The organism is Acuticoccus kandeliae (assembly GCF_003073115.1).
Map to the genome: position 1 here is coordinate 102,091 of NZ_QBBV01000005.1, position 15,348 is coordinate 117,438.

The window sequence follows — 15,348 nt, forward strand, 5'->3', positions numbered from 1 at the left end:
CATAAGATCCGGCACTCTCTCGAACGGACGGAGCACGTCATGAAACACACCCAACTCTATATCGGCGGCCAATGGCGCGACGCGTCGGACGGCGGCACCTTCGACGTGCTCAACCCGGCCGACGAATCCGTCCTCGCGACCGTCGCCTCCGGCACCGTCGCCGACGCCAAGGCCGCGCTCGACGCCGCCGACGCCGCCTTCGAGGATTGGCGCAGCCGCACCCCGCGCCAGCGCGCCGAGATCCTGCGCAAGGCGTTCGAGCTCTTCTCCGCCCGCCTCGACCATTTCGCCCGCATCATCACGCTGGAGAACGGCAAGGCGCGCAGCGACGCGATGGGCGAGGCCGCCTACTCGGCCGAATTCTTCCGCTGGTATTCGGAGGAGGCCGTCCGCGCCGAAGGCCATGTCGGCATGGCGCCCTCCTCCGGCGCGCGCATCGTCGTCCACCAGAAGCCGGCGGGCATCGCGGTGCTCGTGACGCCGTGGAACTTCCCGGCCGCCATGGGCACGCGCAAGATCGCCCCGGCGCTCGCCGCCGGCTGCCCCGTCGTCATCAAGCCCGCGTCCGAGACGCCGCTCACCATGCTGGAGCTGATGCCGCTCCTCGAGGAGGCGGGCGTGCCGCCGGGCGTCGTCAACGTGCTGCCGAGCCGCTCCTCGGGCGCCGTCGTCGGCGCGATGCTCGAAGACCCGCGCGTGCGCGTCATCTCCTTCACCGGCTCGACCGAGGTCGGCCGCAAGCTCCTCCACGCCGCGGCCGACAATGTCGTGAAGCCGGCGATGGAGCTCGGCGGCAACGCGCCCTTCATCGTCTTCGAGGACGCCGACCTCGACGCCGCCGCGGACGGGCTGATGCTCGCCAAGATGCGCAATATCGGCGAGGCCTGCACCGCCGCGAACCGCATCTATGTGCATGAGGCGGTCGAGGAGCCGTTCGTCGCCAAATATGCCGAGCGGATGGCCAAGCTGAAGATGGGCAATGGCCTCGAAGACGGCATCGATGTCGGCCCGCTCGTCAACGCCGAGACGCGCGACAAGGTCGCCCATTTCGTCGACGACGCCGTCTCCAAGGGGGCGAAATTGCGCCTCGGCGGCCAGCGGCCGAACGTGAAGGGCTTCTATTATCCGCCGACGATCCTGACGGCCGTGCCCGACAATGCCGAGTGCCTGCAGGACGAGATCTTCGGCCCGGTCGCCGCGATCCAGACCTTCACCGACGAGAAGGAGATCGTGAAGCGGGCGAACGACACGATCTACGGCCTCGTCGCCTACCTCTATACGGGCGACATGCGGCGCGGCCTGCGCGTCTCCGAGGCGCTGGAGTTCGGGATGATCGGCCTCAATCGCGGCCTCGTCTCTGACCCGGCCGCCCCCTTCGGCGGCGTCAAGCAGTCCGGCCTCGGCCGCGAAGGCGGCAAGGAAGGGATGCAGGAGTTCATGGAAACCCAATACATCTCAACGACCTGGTGAGGATCATGGACGTTGCCGCAGCCCCGAGCGTTCGCCGCTACGCCCTCGAAATGGGCGTCGACATCAACCGCCTCGGCGCCGAGCTTCAGTCGGGCACCGTGACGCGTCGCGATGTCGAGCGGAAGGCGGCGGGCGGCAGCGTCCCCTCCACCGGGGCTGACCCCGCCGCCTACTGGCGGGTCGACCACGCGGCCTGGGGGCCGGTCTCCGAGGAGGCCGTTCCCCGCCGCGACCAGGTCGCCGCCGCCAACCTTGCGGCGGCGCAGGCGATGATCCCGGCCGTCACCCATCACGACCGCGCCGACATCGGCGCCGTCGATGCGGCGCGCGCACGGCTGAAGGACGAAGCGGCCGCGAAAGGCGCCCGCCTCACCGCCCTCGCCTTCCACGTGAAGGCTCTGGCGCGCACGCTCGCCGCCTTCCCGCGCTTCAACGCCTCGCTCTCGGCCGACGGCACGCGCCTCACCCTCAAGCACTATGTCCATGTGGGCATCGCCGTCGACACGCCGCACGGGCTGATGGTGCCCGTCGTGCGCGACGCCGACAGAAAGGGCCTCTTCGCCATCGCGCGCGAGATCGCGGATCTCGCCGAGCGCGCGCGGGTGCGCAAGCTCCGCCCGGAGGAGATGGGCGGCGGCTCCATGTCGATCACCAATCTCGGGGCCATCGGCGGCATGGCCTTCACGCCGATCGTCAATCCGCCGGAGGTCGCGATCCTCGGCCTCACGCGAACCGAGACCGTGCCGATCTGGGACGGCGCGGCCTTCGTGCCCCGCCCGATGGTCCCGATCGACCTCTCCTATGATCACCGCGTGATCAACGGCGCGGAGGCGGCCCGCTTCACGAGCCACTATGTCCGCCTGATCGAGGCGCCGCACCGCCTCCTCCTCTGACGGACGACGCCGCGCCCCGCGAGGGGGGCGCGACGCGTCGGGCCGCTCAGGTCGCGGGCCGCGCCATTTTGAAGAGCTCGCTCACATGGGCGTATTCCATGTAGCCGCAGCGGGCGATCGGCTCGGCCGCCGCAAGGCTCACGAAACCGTCCTTGATGATCGCGTCGTCGATGTGGATGTGGACGACCTCGCCGATCACCATGGTGTAGCGCGCCTCCTCGCCCTCGAGGTTGAAGAGCGGCTGCACCTTCACCGTCTTGCACTCGAGCGCGACCGGGCTCGCCGCGACCCGTGGCGGCTTCACCACAACCGAGGGCGCACGCTCCAGCCCCGCGAGCTCGAACTCCGACTCCCCCGCGGGCGCTGGCGCGGACGTGATGTTCATGGCTTCGCGCAAGGCATAGGTGGCAAGGTTGCACACGAACTCGCCCGTCTCCTCCGCGTTCGCCCAGCTGTGCTTGCGGCCCATGGAGGAGAACATCACGAGATGGGGATGGTCGCTGACGGCGTTGAAATAGCTGTACGGCGCGAGGTTCGCCCGCCCGTCCGTGTCGAGGGTCGAGATCCACCCGATCGGCCGCGGCGCCACGAGGGCCTTGAAGGGATCGCGCGGCAGACCGTGGTCGTTGCGCCTCGGATCATAGTGCATGGGAGGGTTCTCGAACTGTAACGGAAGGGAATGGACGGGGCGGTGTGCGAATCATTCCGCGGCAAAGCGCGTGACGATTTTGTCCATGTCGGGGCGATCGCGGTCCGTCGGGGCAATCTCGGGCACGCCGATGTGGATAAAGCCGGCGATCCGCTCGTCCGGGCCGACGCCGAGCGCGGCGGCGGCGTCCTTGTCGTACGCGAACCACTCGGTGATCCACTGGCCGGCATAGCCGAAGGCGGACGCGGCGTGGAGAAGGTTGAGGCAGACCGCCCCCGCCGACAGGACCTGCTCCCACTCCGGGATCTTGGGGTGCGGCTTTGCCGCACTCACCACCGCGACCACCGTCGGGGCGCGCAGGAAGCGGTTTCGCTCGAATTCCAGATCCGCGCCGTTTCCGGCCGTTTCCGCGACCTTGGCAATCGCCTCCCCGGCCGCGCGGCGGGCGTCCCCCTCGAACACGATGAAGCGCCATGGGGCGAGTTTTCCATGGTCGGGAACCCGGGCCGCTATGGTCAGCATGGCGCGAAGTGTGTCATCACCTGGTCCGGGGCCAGCGAGAAAGGCCGGCTGAACAGAGCGTCGCGTTGCCAAATAGTCACGCATTGTCACCATTCTGGTGCATCTCCTTGCAGCATGATGCGCTTATCGCTCAATCCGCTGCGATCGTTGAAATAGAGTGTCAACCTAGGCAGTGTGTCAGCGCGATGCGAGTGAGCGCTGAACGACGTGGTGCGGCATCCCCGCGCTCCGTCGATAATCGCCATGAGGGTTTGAGAACATGAAACACTTGGCAACCTGGACCCTGTCGGCGTTCTTCGTGTTTCCCTGCGTCGCGGCCCATGCCGCGGCACCCATACCGAAGCCCAAGCCCCTCAGCGCGGCGCAAGCCGATCCCCAGTCCGCGATCACGCGACTGGTGGATCCGGATGCCACGCTCGGCAACGCGGTCGCAGCCTACGCTCCCGCAAATGCCCCCGAGATGATGCCCGCCGCGACCGACGAGGTCGCCGTCTATCTGGTCGGCAAGCTGACCACCCAAGGCGGTCCCATCAGCGACGGGATCGTATGGCGGATCTTCCGCGAAATTCCTGGGCCGGACGGTGAGCTTCCCCTCGTCCACAAGGCCAGCGGCGGCGATCTCGAGCTCCGCCTGAAGCCCGGCCGATATATCGTCCACGCCAGCTACGGACGCGCCGCCCAGACCCGCACGATCGATCTCACCCGCCCCGTCAATTCCGAGACGTTCGTCATGAACGCGGGCGGCCTTCTCCTCACCGCCGTGCTCGACGAGGACGAGAAGCCCGTTTCCAAGGATACCGAGTTCGAAGTCTACATGCTCGAGAACGGCACGCGTCAGCCGATCGGGCAGATCACCGCCGGGGCCATCGCCCGCCTCCCCGCCGGCAGCTATCACATCGTCAGCCGCTATGGCGGCGTGAACGCGGTCCGCACGGCGGACGTCGCGGTCGAGGCCGGCAAGCTCACCCGCGTGTCCATGCGCCACCAGGCCGGCACCGTCCGCCTCAAGCTCGTGCGCGACCAGAATGGCGAGGCCATCGCCGACACGCGCTGGGCGGTCTATGGCAGCGACGGCACCCTCATCTACGAACGCGCCGGCGCGCACGCGAACGTCACCCTCGCCGCCGGCGACTACAAGGTCGTCGCCCGCCATCGCGACAACGAATTCGCCCGCTCCTTCACCGTCGATTCCGGTGAGGACGAGGACGTGGTCGTCCTCGCCCAGCGTCTCTAGTTCAGGCGGCCCCAGCGCCGTCCGTCGTCTCGTTCAGGCGAAGCGCTCGCTGACGCGCTCCCAGTTGACGAGATTGGTGAGCACCGCCGCGAGGTGCTCCTGCATCCGGTTCTCGTAATCGAGATAGTAGGCGTGCTCCCACAGATCGATGCCGAGCAGCGGCGTCGTCCCGGTCGGCAGCGGATTGCCGGCATCCTCCATCGCCATGATGTCGAGCGCGTCCCCGTCGCCGACGAGCCAGACCCAGCCCGTCCCGAAGACGGTGCCGGCCGCCTCGCGCATCGCATCGATCACCCCCTCGACCCCGCCATAGTCCCGCCCCAGCGCCTCGGCGAGATAGTCGACCGGCTCGCGCGGTCCGCCGGCGAACTGGTCGAAATAGAGGATGTGGTTGTAGGCCTGTCCGGCATTGTTCGCGATCGCGACGTCGCCGTTCTCGAGCGCGGTCACATAGACGTCTTCCAGCGCCATGTCGGTGTAGTCGGTGCCGCCGACGAGACGGTTCAGCCGGTCGAAATAGGCCTGGTGGTGCGCGCCGGAATGGAGCTCCACCGTCCGCTTCGAGATGGTGGGCGCCAGCGCGTCGGGCTCGAAGGGGAGCGGCGGCCGCTCGAACGGCGCCGCGGCGCGGGCGATATAGGGACGGGCGAGCGTCGCGGCGGCGGTCGCCCCCGACAGCGCGAAGAATGTTCGACGCGAGATCATTCGAGCCTCCAACCCATGATGGGTGTCGGCCGCAATCTCGGGTGTCGCCGCGAACGGCGCAAGATGGCCTGACGGTCAGCGGCCGCCGGAGATCTGGAGGATCATCGTCACGCGGCGCACGATGTCGCCGGCCCCGTGCGCGTCGAGCCGGGTGGTGAGGCTCTCCCACAGCGCCTTCGCCTCGACGACATCGAGACCCCGCCCGGCGGCGAAGGCGTCGAAATCGTCGCCGCGATAGACGGCGAGCGCGGCTTGCGCCTCGATCTCGCTGAGGCCGTAGAGGGAGGTGAGGCGCGCCTGGACGCTCGTCGAGGCGCCATATTCCTGCATGAGATGTACGATCACCGCGGCGGGCGTCGGGGCGCGGCGACGGTCCTCGTTGCGCTGCGTCTTCGGCGCGAGGCGGGCGATGGAGAGGAAGAGCGTGCCGGGGCCGCACCCCTCCCCGAGGCTGAGACATTGCGCGCCATGGATCAGCGCCGCCGCGATCGCGCTGTCGATGAGGGCCTGATCCATCGGGGTCGCCGCCTCGATCGGCGCACCGGCCTCCGCAACGAGCACGCCGCCGGCGCACAGGAGCCGCGCCGCTTCGTTGACCGCGCGGACGATCCCCTCGTCATCCACCAGCAGGGCCGCCGTCGGCAGCCGCTCTACGACGCCCACCGCCCCCGCGATCCGCGCCGTCGCGAGCGCGCGTGCGGAAAAATCCTCGTACGTGGAGGGCGGGTCGGCGGGATCGCGCCCATCGGCGGCCGACATGGCGGACACGTTCGGCATGAGAGCCGTCTCCGCAGGCCGTCTGCGCGTGTCCTTCATCACGATTCTGTCCCAGGCTTCGAGAGGTTCAAAACCCAGTTAGGATCGATGTTGCCAACTTGAAATATAGCCGGTGAAATATTTCGACACATTCCTGCCACGCACGTGGGGCGCGCGTGGCGGGATTGGTCGCCCTTCAGAAGCCGCTGCGGTGGCGTTCGGTGCGGCGGCGCAGGAGTTCCATCGTGGTCAGGAGCGCGATGGAGAGCGCGACGAGGATCGAGGCGAGCGCCAGGATGGTCGGGCTGATCTCCTCGCGCAGGCCCGAGAACATGCGCACCGTCATCGGCGTCTGTTCGGGGCCGGCGAGGAAGAGCACGACCACCACCTCGTCGAGCGAGGTGATGAAGGCGAAGAGGCCGCCCGCGATGATGCCGGGCAGGAGCAGCGGCAGGATCACCTTGAAGAAGGTCGTCGCCTGGTTGGCGCCGAGCGACTGGGAGGCGCGGATCAGCTGATTGTCGAAGCCCGACAGCGCCGCCGTCACGGTGATGACGACGAAGGGCGCCCCGAGCACCACGTGGGACATGATGATCGAGAAGTAGGTCTGCGACAGGTTCGCCCGCGCATAGAAGGAGAAGAGCGCGGCGGCGGTGATGATCAGCGGCACGATCATCGGCGAGATCAGGAAGGCGGTGATCGCGGCGCGCGCCGGCATCTCGCGCCGGGAGAGGCCGAGCGCGGCGAGCGTGCCGAGCGTCGTCGAGATGACGGTCGACGTCGTCGCGATGAAGAACGAGTTCTGGATCGAGCTGATCCATTCGTCGCTCGACAGGAGGTCGTCGTACCAGCGCAGCGAGTAGCCGTCCGGATTAAGGGTCAGCATCTCCGTCGTGAACGTGAAGTAGGGCGTCGCGTTGAACGACAGCGGGATGATCACGATGATCGGGGCGACCAGGAAGAAGAAGATCAGCCCGCAGATCACGAGATAGGTGCGGTGCCAGGCGCGCTCGAGGCGGGTGGCGTGTTCCGGAAGTGCCATCGGATCACCCAAACTTCAGCCGCTCGACACCGACGAGCCGGTTGAAGAGCCAGTAGAGGACGAGGACGCCGACGAGGAGGATCGTGGCGAGCGCCAGCGCGAGGCGGAGCTGTGACAGCGAGCCCGTCATCCGGTCCGCGATGAGGTTCGAGATGAAGATGCCGCCTTCGCCGCCGACGAGGGCCGGGGTAATATAGTACCCGATCGCCAGGATGAAGACGAGCAGCACCCCCGCCGCGAGCCCCGGAATGGTCAGCGGCAGATAGACGGTGAGGTGCGCCCGCAGCGGTGTCGCGCCCATGGAGCGGGCGGCGCGGGTAAGGCTCGGCGGGATTGTCTTCATGACCGAATAGAGCGGCAGGATCATGAACGGCAGGAGGATGTGCGTCATCGCGATGATCGTGCCGATGCGGTTGTAGATCAGCCGCACGCGCTGGTCGTCGTCGACGATGTGCAGGAAGACGAGGAGATTGTTGACCACACCTTCCTGCTGGAGAAGCACGATCCAGGCCGACGTTCGCACCAGGAGCGAGGTCCAGAACGGCAGGAGGACCAGGATCATGAGGAGGTTCGCCCGCTTGAGGGGCAATGTCGCGAGAAGGTGGGCGACCGGATAGCCGAGCAGGATGGTGAGCACGGTGATGAGCCCGCTCATCCACGCGGTCTGGAAGAAGATCGACCGGTAGACCTGCAATTCGGGCGGGCGCTGGACGATGTTGCCGTTCTGGTCGTACTCGAAATCGACCGCGCGCAGATAGTAGGCCGGGGTGATCTCGCGCGTTTCGCGCTTGATCAGCGTCCACAGGCGCGGGTCGCCCCAATCGTCGTCATCGGCGAGGAGGGCCTCCTTGAAGGGGGCCTGGAACTCGTCGGCGGAGCGCATCGCACCCATCATGGTGGAGCGGATGCCGGCCATCTCGGTGTTGAGGCGGGCGGCCACACGGCCGATCGTCGCCCGGCCGCCATTCTTGAGGTCCTGCGCCATCGCGGCGAAGACCGGCTCGTCCGGGAGCCCCTCCCCGTCCCAGTCGCCGATCGCGGCCGACGTCGCCGGCAGATTGGTCGCGACCTCGGGGTTCATCACCGAGCGCGCCATCATCTGGATGATGGGGATCGTGTAGGTGAGGAGGAGGAAGAAGAAGAGCGGAGCGACGAGGAACATCGCGTTGCGCCGCGCGCGGGAGTTGGCGCGCCGCAGGGCGGCCTTCAGCGGCTTGCCGTCCGCCGTCGTCAGGGGCGCGGCTTTGGCGTCCTTTCGGTCGAGGCCCATCCCGGGAGAAACCGCTGCGTCCGTCATCGCGCCGTCTCCTCCGTTTCGATCCCGCTCAGGGAGATCGCTAGCCTCTGCCGATCCGTCATAAGCAAAGCGTCGTCCGTTCTTGTCGTGGGCTCACGCGCGGGGTGTCCGCGCGGCGGTCGATTGCGGGGCGGCGGAGCACCGCCGCGGCCGTCCGGAGAGGGAGGCGGCGGAGGACCGCCGCGGCTCCCGGAAATCGAGGCGGCGGAGAACCGCCGCCTCGGGATCATCCCTTACGAAGAGAGCCAGGCGTTGAAGCGCTCTTCGATCGCGTCGCCATAGTCGGCCCAGAACTCCACGTCGAACCGGATCGCGGTGTCGAAATTGCCGGGCGAGGTGGGCATGTGGGGCTTCATGTCGACGCCCGTCGCCTCGTGCGTGCCGACGAGGGGCACCGACGATTTGCGGGCCGGCGCGTAGGCGATGTACTTCGCCTGGTCCGCGAGGCGCTGCGTGTCGGTCGCGAAGTTCAGATAGTCCTTGATGAGGTCCAGCTTGCCGGTCTCGACCGGGACGACCCAGCCGTCGACCTCGAACATCTGCGCGTCCCACATGATCTCGAACGGCTGGTTCTCGTTGACCTGCGCGTTGAAGATACGGCCGTTATAGGCGGAGGCGATCGTCACTTCGCCGTCGGCGAGGAGCTGCGGGGGCTGCGCGCCGGCATCCCACCAGATCACGTGATCCTTGATCTCGTCGAGCTTGGCGAAGGCGCGGTCCTGGCCTTCCTGGGTGGCGAGAACCGTGTACACCTCGTCATGCGGCACGCCGTCGGCGATCAGCGCCCATTCGAGGTTCTTCTGCGGGATCTTCTCGAGCGAGCGGGTGCCCGGGAACTTCTCGAGGTCCCACACGTCGGCGATCGTCTTCGGACCACCGTCCGGGAAGGCCTTCGTGTTGTAGGCGAACATCGTCGCGTAGAGGATCTGCGGGACGAAGCAGTCGCCGGTGGTGTTCTCGATGAAGTCTTCCGAGGCGGGCGTGCCGTCCGGAGCCTTGGCGAGCCAGTTGTCGAAGTCGATCTCGACGAGCAGGCCCTCATCGCACGCACGCTGGGCGTCGGCCTGGAGCATGTCGACGACGTCCCACGTGACGTTGCCGGCCTCGACCTGGCTGCGGATGCCGGCCAGCGCCTGGTTCGACTTGTCCTCGTGGAAGATCTTGGTGCCGGTCTTCTCGGTGAAGGGCTCGTCGTAAGCCTTCAGCTGGCTTTCCGAGTACGCGCCGCCCCAAGACACGATCGTCAGGCTGTCGTCCTGAGCCACGGCGGCGGTGATTGCCATCACCGACGCGGCGGTTGTGAGTGCCAATTGCTTCAGCAAGTCTCGTCTCCCTCATTGCTGCCACCAGCCTTTCGGCGGCAATTCATTGATCGGCCCTTGCGGGCACTTCGGGTCTTTACGCGGCGATGGGATCGAGGGCGTGGCAGTCGGCCGTCGCCCATCCGACGGTGACCGACGCGCCTTCCGAGAGCCTCGTCTCCGAACCGCGGTTCGGGACCTTCACGATGAATTGGTCGTTCCCAGCCACCGTGAGGCGCACCCGGATCGTCTCACCCAGATAAATGAGCTCCTCGACGACCCCATCGAGTGTATTTTCGACCGCGTCGCCATCGATGTACACGCGCTCGGGGCGCAATGACAAGGTCGTGCGCGAACCCGACCCATCGACATTCACAGCGAGAGCGCGCACCACGCCGCCGGAATCGAGGGTCACGTCACATTGACCGTTGGCTATATTTGATACCGTTCCCGAAAGCTTGTTGTTCTCACCGATGAACTGCGCAACGAAAGAGTTCTTCGGGTTCTCGTAAAGCTCTTCGGGTGGCGACAATTGCTGGATCACGCCGTCATTGAACACGGCGACCCGGTCCGACATCGTCAGCGCCTCGGTCTGGTCGTGCGTCACGTAGACGACGGTCACGCCGAGATTGTCGTGGATGTGCTTGATTTCGTACTGCATCTGCTCGCGCAGCTGCTTGTCGAGCGCGCCGAGCGGCTCGTCCATCAGGACGAGGTTCGGCTCGAACACCAGGGCGCGGGCGACGGCGACGCGCTGCTGCTGGCCGCCGGAGAGCTGGGCCGGACGCCGTCCGCCGAAGCCGGACAGCTCGACCATCGAGAGCGCCCGGTCCACCCGCTGGCGGATATCGGACTTCGACATGCCCCGCACCTTCAGCGGATAGGCGAGATTCTCGCCGACCGTCATGTGCGGAAAGAGCGCGTAATTCTGGAAGACCATGCCGATCCCGCGCTTGTGCGGGGGAAGCTGGCTGATCGCCTTGTCATCCAGATAAATTTCGCCGTGCGTGGGCGGTTCGAACCCGGCGAGCATCATGAGACATGTTGTCTTGCCGGAACCGGATGGGCCGAGCATCGTGAGAAACTCGCCCTCGGCTATCTTGAGGTTGAGATCCTTCACCACGAGGGTCTCCCCATCGTAGCTTTTTTGCACCCCGTCGAAGGTCACCGCAGCGCCTACGGACCGTTCCGATTTGTTGGCCAGGACCCGCCTCCGTTTTCATCTGCCACAAGTACGGCACGCCGCCTTGCTGATCGTCAACCCTTCCGAAACACCCGGCCCGAAACTCAGGCCGCCCGGCCTTGTCTGGCCCATGCCCGCGACGCCTGCCGGTTCGGCGACCGCGCTCAACCGTTGGATGTCGTAGCAAGCTTCGGGCCAGGACGGGTCGTCCCAACCGGTTGGGATCGCCACCATCGTGGCGGCATTGTGGCAATCCGGGGCGATCCGGCGTGCCGCAATATCGATGGGGCGGCCGCCCGCCCCGTCTTGCGCGGCGTGACGGGACAACCTCCAAACGCAGAGCCCGCGCGGCGCGCGGTCAGGCTGTCAGCGCGGCAGGAAGGCGGCGGCCGCGAGGACGTCGCGCGCCCCCGCGACGGCGGACGAAGCCTGCGCCGGCACCCCGCTCAGCATCGATTCGGCGTAGAATCGGGCGAGCGCCGCCCGCGCCGCACCACCCCCGTTGCTCGCCTCGAGGGCGGCCTTGCACAGGTAGGCGCCACCCGCCGTCGTGCCGAAGGCGCGCAGGAATGGCGTCGCACCCGCGAGCGCGCGGTCCGTCTCGCCGGCTGCGATTTCGGCCTGCAGCGCCGCCGAGGCGTCCGCGATCGCGGCGATCGCCGCGTCGAGGCGCGCCGCGACGGGCGCGAGATCCACCGCGTTCGCGCCGCGCGCCGCCTCCGCGATCGCCGAAAGCTCGGCCAGATAGGCCGCGAGCACGGCCCCGTCATCCAGCCCGATCTTGCGCCGCACGAGGTCGATCGCCTGGATCCCGTTCGTCCCCTCGTAGATCGAGAAGACGCGGACATCGCGATAATATTGGGCGGCGCCCGTCTCCTCGACATAGCCCATGCCGCCATGGACCTGGATGCCGAGCGAGGCGACCTCGACCCCCATGTCGGTCGCGAAGGCCTTGGCGATCGGCGTCAGGAGATCGGCGCGCTTCTGCCAGAAGGCGGCGTCCTCGTGGCCCGGCCGGCCGCGGTCGATCGCGACGGCGCAGGCATAGCAGATCGACCGCGCCGCCTCGGTGAGCGACTGCATGGTGAGCAGCATCCGCGCGACGTCCGGATGGTCGATGATCGCCGCCGGCGCGCCGTCGCTCGTGCGCCCCTGACGCCGCTCGGCGGCAAAGTGGAAGGCGCGCTGTCGGGCGCGCTCGGCGACCGCCGCCCCCTGCATGCCGACCTGGACGCGGGCGTTGTTCATCATCGTGAACATCGCGCGCAGGCCCTGGTTGGGCGCGCCGATCAGGTAGCCGATCGCCCCCTCTCCCGCTTCGCCATAGGCCATCGTGCAGGTCGGCGAGGCGTGCAGGCCGAGCTTGCCCTCCACGCCGACGCACCGCACGTCGTTGCGCGCGCCGAGGCTCCCGTCCGCCTCCACCAGGAATTTCGGCACGAGAAAGAGGGAGATGCCGCGCGTCCCTTCCGGCGCGTCCGGAAGGCGGGCGAGGACGAGATGGACGATATTCTCGCTGAGATCGTGCTCGCCATAGGAGATGAAGATCTTCTGGCCGAAGAGGCGGTAGTGGTCGCCCTCCGGCATCGCGCGCGTCGCAAGGCCGGCAAGGTCGGAGCCCGCCTGCGGCTCGGTGAGGTTCATCGTCCCCGTCCAGGTCCCGGCGATGAGCTTCGGCAGGTACACCGCCTTCAGCGCCTCGCTCGCGTGCGCCTGGAGCGCCTCGATCGCCCCGACCGTCAGCACCGGGTTCAGCGCGAAGGCGGCGTTCGCCTGGTTCCAGATGTCCGTCAGCACCACCTGGAGCGCCATCGGCAGGCCCTGCCCGCCATAGGCGACATCGCCCGTCAGCGAGCCCCAGCCGGCCTCCGCCCACGCCTCGTAGGCGGCGCGCCATCCCTTCGGCGTCGTCACGACGCCGTCCGCGAGGCGGCTGTGGGCGTGGTCGCCGCTCTCGTTCAGCGGGGCGAGCGCCGTCTCGGCGAAGCGCCCCGCCTCGGTGAGGATCGCCCGCACGTCTTCCGCGCCGAGTTCGCCGGCCGATCCCGCCGCGCGCGCCGCTTCGAGACCCGCGACCTTCTCCAGCGTGAAGATCATCTGCTCGACTTCAGCGGTGTACGACATGGCGGCCTCCCAACCTTTTCTTCCCCGACTTTTAGCGCGTCGCGGCGGGGCCCGCATCCGTCCTGTTCGCGCCAGGGCGGGCCGCCCGCCTCGACTTGTTGAAGGAGGGCCGAGGCGCTATCTGTGACATCCGCGGGTGCGTTGCAGAACGTGAGACAACCACGCCCTTTTTCGTATCGGCGCCCGCGACATCCAGCCCCGGACATCCCGCTTGTGACTGCGCGCCGACATGCCTGACCCCACCATCGCGACCCGCACGATCGCGCTCGAGCCGCAGGACGAGGCGGCGGCGCGGGCGGTCAGGGTGCTGGCGGAGGGCGGCCTCGTCGCGCTGCCGACGGAGACCGTCTATGGCCTGTGCGCAGACGCCGCCTCTTCCGAGGCCGTGGCGCGCCTCTACCGCGCGAAGGGCCGGCCGGCGGAGAACCCGCTGATCGTCCACGTCGCGAGCCTCGACCAGGCCGAGCGCATCGCTGAGATCCCGGTTCTCGCCGCCGCGCTCGCCCAGCATTTCTGGCCCGGCCCCCTCACGATGGTGCTCCCGCGCCGCATGAATGGTGCGGTGACGGATGCCGCCTGCGCCAATGGGCCGACCGTCGCCGTGCGCGTGCCGGACGTCGCGCTGATGCGTGCGGTCGCGGCCGAGATCGGGGGCATCGTCGCGCCAAGCGCCAACCGCTCGGGCCGCGTCAGCGCCACCTCCGCCGCCGCCGTGCGCGAGGAGCTCGACGGGCGGATCGATCTCATCGTCGATGGCGGCCCGAGCCCGATCGGGGTGGAATCGACCGTCATCGATCTCAGCGGCGCGGCGGACGAGCCCGTCCGTCTCCTGCGCCCCGGCGCGCTCCCCGCCGCCGCGATCGCCGCGATCACCGGCCCCCTCCTCGAAGGCGCGCCGACCGAGGGGCCGCTCCGCTCGCCGGGCCTTCTCGTCTCCCACTACGCACCGCGCGCGCGCATCCGCCTCGATGTCGCCGCCGCCGACGTGCGAGCGGACGAGGCCTGGCTCGCCCTCGGCAGCGAGCGGAGCGCCGCGCCGGAGGCCCGCACCGTCCGCCTGTCAGCGACCGGCGACCTCTCCGAGGCGGCGCGCAATCTCTATGCGGGCCTGCGCACGCTCGACGCCACCGGCGCCGCCACCATCGCGGTGTCGCCCATTCCCACCGACGGGCTCGGCGCTGCGATCCGGGACCGTCTCGCGCGCGCCGCCGCGCCCCGCCCCGAGCCGAGCGAGGCCCACGGATGACGACCCTCCTCTACACCGATCCCGCCTTCGCCCGGCACCAGACGCCGCGCGGCCACCCGGAGCGGGCGGAGCGGATGATCGCCGTGGAGCGCGCCCTCTCCGCCCCCGAATTCGACGTCCTCGTCCGCCGCCGGCCGACCCCCGCCCCCTATGAGGCGATCGCGGCCTGCCACCCGTCGGCCTATATCGAGAAGCTGGAGGCGCTGATCCCCGCCGAGGGGATGATCGCGCTCGATGCCGACACCAATGTCGGCCCCGATTCCATGATCGCGGCGCGCCTTGCGAGCGGCGCGATGATCAACGCCATCGACGCGATCATGGCGGGCGAGGCGCAGAACGCCTTCGTCGCCGGCCGCCCGCCCGGACACCACGCCGAGCGCGACCATGCGATGGGCTTCTGCCTCATCAACCACGTCGCCATCGGGGCCCGCCACGCGCAGAAGGCGCATGGGCTGGAGCGCGTCGCGATCGTCGATTTCGACGTCCATCACGGCAACGGCACGCAGGACATCTTCGAGACCGACCCGAGCGTCCTTTACGTCTCGACCCATCAGAGCCCCCATTATCCGGGCACCGGATCGCCGACCGAGCGCGGCGTCGGCAACATCGTGAACCTGCCGCTCGCGGCCGGCACGGACGGGCCGATGTATCGCAGCGTCTTCGAGGCGGTGGTGATGCCGGCCGTGCGCGCCTTCGACCCCGATCTCCTGATCCTGTCGGCCGGATTCGACGCGCACGCGGACGATCCGCTCGGCGACATCCGGCTCCTCGAAGACGATTTTGTGTGGATCACCGAGAGAATGATGGAGGTCGCCGACCGGTCCTGCCGGGGCCGCCTCGTCTCCTGCCTTGAAGGGGGCTACGATCTCGCCGCGCTCGGCCGCTCCGTGGCGGCCCACGTCGCCACCCTCGCGAAAGACTGAAGG

General features: G+C 68.4%; 14 protein-coding genes. 5 read left to right on the plus strand and 9 right to left on the minus strand.

The window, feature by feature from the left end; translation table 11 throughout:
* Positions 1 to 39: 39 nt before the first annotated feature.
* A complete protein-coding gene (locus DBV35_RS27310; RefSeq protein WP_108663587.1) occupies positions 40 to 1,470 on the plus strand; it encodes an NAD-dependent succinate-semialdehyde dehydrogenase in 1,431 nt (476 codons plus the stop codon).
* 5 nt (positions 1,471 to 1,475) lie between these two features.
* Positions 1,476 to 2,363 carry a 2-oxo acid dehydrogenase subunit E2 gene (locus tag DBV35_RS27315; RefSeq protein WP_108663588.1) on the plus strand — a complete coding sequence of 296 codons (888 nt, stop codon included), beginning with the start codon at positions 1,476 to 1,478 and terminating at the stop codon, positions 2,361 to 2,363.
* Positions 2,364 to 2,409: 46 nt separating this feature from the next.
* Here the strand turns inward: DBV35_RS27315 and DBV35_RS27320 are convergent, their stop codons facing one another.
* Positions 2,410 to 3,012: a flavin reductase family protein gene (locus tag DBV35_RS27320; RefSeq protein WP_108663589.1), complete on the minus strand. Its 603-nt coding sequence runs from the start codon at positions 3,010 to 3,012 to the stop codon at positions 2,410 to 2,412.
* A 51-nt stretch (positions 3,013 to 3,063) separates the two neighbouring features.
* Positions 3,064 to 3,627, minus strand: coding sequence for a nitroreductase family protein (locus DBV35_RS27325; protein ID WP_170135053.1), 564 nt, complete (start codon positions 3,625 to 3,627; stop codon positions 3,064 to 3,066).
* 166 nt (positions 3,628 to 3,793) lie between these two features.
* Here DBV35_RS27325 and DBV35_RS27330 point away from each other — a divergent pair, with 166 nt between their 5' ends.
* The gene (locus DBV35_RS27330) at positions 3,794 to 4,768 is read left to right on the plus strand and encodes a collagen binding domain-containing protein (RefSeq protein WP_157962010.1); all 975 of its coding nucleotides are present in this window, start codon (positions 3,794 to 3,796) and stop codon (positions 4,766 to 4,768) included.
* A gap of 33 nt (positions 4,769 to 4,801) precedes the next feature.
* On the opposite strand, the gene DBV35_RS27335 is transcribed toward DBV35_RS27330, so the two are convergent.
* From DBV35_RS27335 to DBV35_RS27365, 7 genes are all read right to left on the minus strand, one after another.
* Positions 4,802 to 5,473, minus strand: a complete 672-nt coding sequence (locus DBV35_RS27335; protein WP_108663591.1) for a superoxide dismutase — start codon at positions 5,471 to 5,473, stop codon at positions 4,802 to 4,804.
* Positions 5,474 to 5,548: 75 nt separating this feature from the next.
* Positions 5,549 to 6,250 carry a hypothetical protein gene (locus DBV35_RS30390; RefSeq protein WP_157962011.1) on the minus strand — a complete coding sequence of 234 codons (702 nt, stop codon included), beginning with the start codon at positions 6,248 to 6,250 and terminating at the stop codon, positions 5,549 to 5,551.
* 175 nt (positions 6,251 to 6,425) lie between these two features.
* Positions 6,426 to 7,271, minus strand: coding sequence for an ABC transporter permease (locus DBV35_RS27345; protein ID WP_108663592.1), 846 nt, complete (start codon positions 7,269 to 7,271; stop codon positions 6,426 to 6,428).
* 4 nt (positions 7,272 to 7,275) lie between these two features.
* A complete protein-coding gene (locus DBV35_RS27350) occupies positions 7,276 to 8,568 on the minus strand; it encodes an ABC transporter permease (RefSeq protein WP_108663593.1) in 1,293 nt (430 codons plus the stop codon).
* 233 nt (positions 8,569 to 8,801) lie between these two features.
* On the minus strand, positions 8,802 to 9,890 hold the full coding sequence (locus tag DBV35_RS27355) for an ABC transporter substrate-binding protein (RefSeq protein WP_342752402.1): 1,089 nt from the start codon (positions 9,888 to 9,890) through the stop codon (positions 8,802 to 8,804).
* A 76-nt stretch (positions 9,891 to 9,966) separates the two neighbouring features.
* Positions 9,967 to 10,992, minus strand: coding sequence for an ABC transporter ATP-binding protein (locus DBV35_RS27360; RefSeq protein WP_342752403.1), 1,026 nt, complete (start codon positions 10,990 to 10,992; stop codon positions 9,967 to 9,969).
* Positions 10,993 to 11,418: 426 nt separating this feature from the next.
* The gene (locus DBV35_RS27365; protein ID WP_108663596.1) at positions 11,419 to 13,176 is read right to left on the minus strand and encodes an acyl-CoA dehydrogenase family protein; all 1,758 of its coding nucleotides are present in this window, start codon (positions 13,174 to 13,176) and stop codon (positions 11,419 to 11,421) included.
* A 229-nt stretch (positions 13,177 to 13,405) separates the two neighbouring features.
* Here DBV35_RS27365 and DBV35_RS27370 point away from each other — a divergent pair, with 229 nt between their 5' ends.
* On the plus strand, positions 13,406 to 14,422 hold the full coding sequence (locus tag DBV35_RS27370) for an L-threonylcarbamoyladenylate synthase (protein WP_108663597.1): 1,017 nt from the start codon (positions 13,406 to 13,408) through the stop codon (positions 14,420 to 14,422).
* Complete coding sequence (locus DBV35_RS27375) at positions 14,419 to 15,345, plus strand: histone deacetylase family protein (protein WP_108663598.1); 927 nt, start codon at positions 14,419 to 14,421, stop codon at positions 15,343 to 15,345. Before DBV35_RS27370 ends, DBV35_RS27375 begins: the two co-directional genes overlap by 4 nt.
* Positions 15,346 to 15,348 lie beyond the last annotated feature (3 nt).

What these genes read in the sequence shown, in the direction of transcription:
- DBV35_RS27375 (WP_108663598.1), top strand. Translation starts at nt 14,419, where the DNA reads ATGACGACCCTCCTCTACACCGATCCCGCCTTCGCCCGGCACCAGACG.
- DBV35_RS27350 (WP_108663593.1), bottom strand. Translation starts at nt 8,568, where the DNA reads ATGACGGACGCAGCGGTTTCTCCCGGGATGGGCCTCGACCGAAAGGAC.
- DBV35_RS27335 (WP_108663591.1), bottom strand. Translation starts at nt 5,473, where the DNA reads ATGATCTCGCGTCGAACATTCTTCGCGCTGTCGGGGGCGACCGCCGCC.
- DBV35_RS27320 (WP_108663589.1), bottom strand. Translation starts at nt 3,012, where the DNA reads ATGCACTATGATCCGAGGCGCAACGACCACGGTCTGCCGCGCGATCCC.
- DBV35_RS27345 (WP_108663592.1), bottom strand. Translation starts at nt 7,271, where the DNA reads ATGGCACTTCCGGAACACGCCACCCGCCTCGAGCGCGCCTGGCACCGC.
- DBV35_RS30390 (WP_157962011.1), bottom strand. Translation starts at nt 6,250, where the DNA reads ATGCCGAACGTGTCCGCCATGTCGGCCGCCGATGGGCGCGATCCCGCC.
- DBV35_RS27325 (WP_170135053.1), bottom strand. Translation starts at nt 3,627, where the DNA reads ATGGTGACAATGCGTGACTATTTGGCAACGCGACGCTCTGTTCAGCCG.
- DBV35_RS27370 (WP_108663597.1), top strand. Translation starts at nt 13,406, where the DNA reads ATGCCTGACCCCACCATCGCGACCCGCACGATCGCGCTCGAGCCGCAG.
- DBV35_RS27310 (WP_108663587.1), top strand. Translation starts at nt 40, where the DNA reads ATGAAACACACCCAACTCTATATCGGCGGCCAATGGCGCGACGCGTCG.
- DBV35_RS27365 (WP_108663596.1), bottom strand. Translation starts at nt 13,176, where the DNA reads ATGTCGTACACCGCTGAAGTCGAGCAGATGATCTTCACGCTGGAGAAG.
- DBV35_RS27315 (WP_108663588.1), top strand. Translation starts at nt 1,476, where the DNA reads ATGGACGTTGCCGCAGCCCCGAGCGTTCGCCGCTACGCCCTCGAAATG.
- DBV35_RS27330 (WP_157962010.1), top strand. Translation starts at nt 3,794, where the DNA reads ATGAAACACTTGGCAACCTGGACCCTGTCGGCGTTCTTCGTGTTTCCC.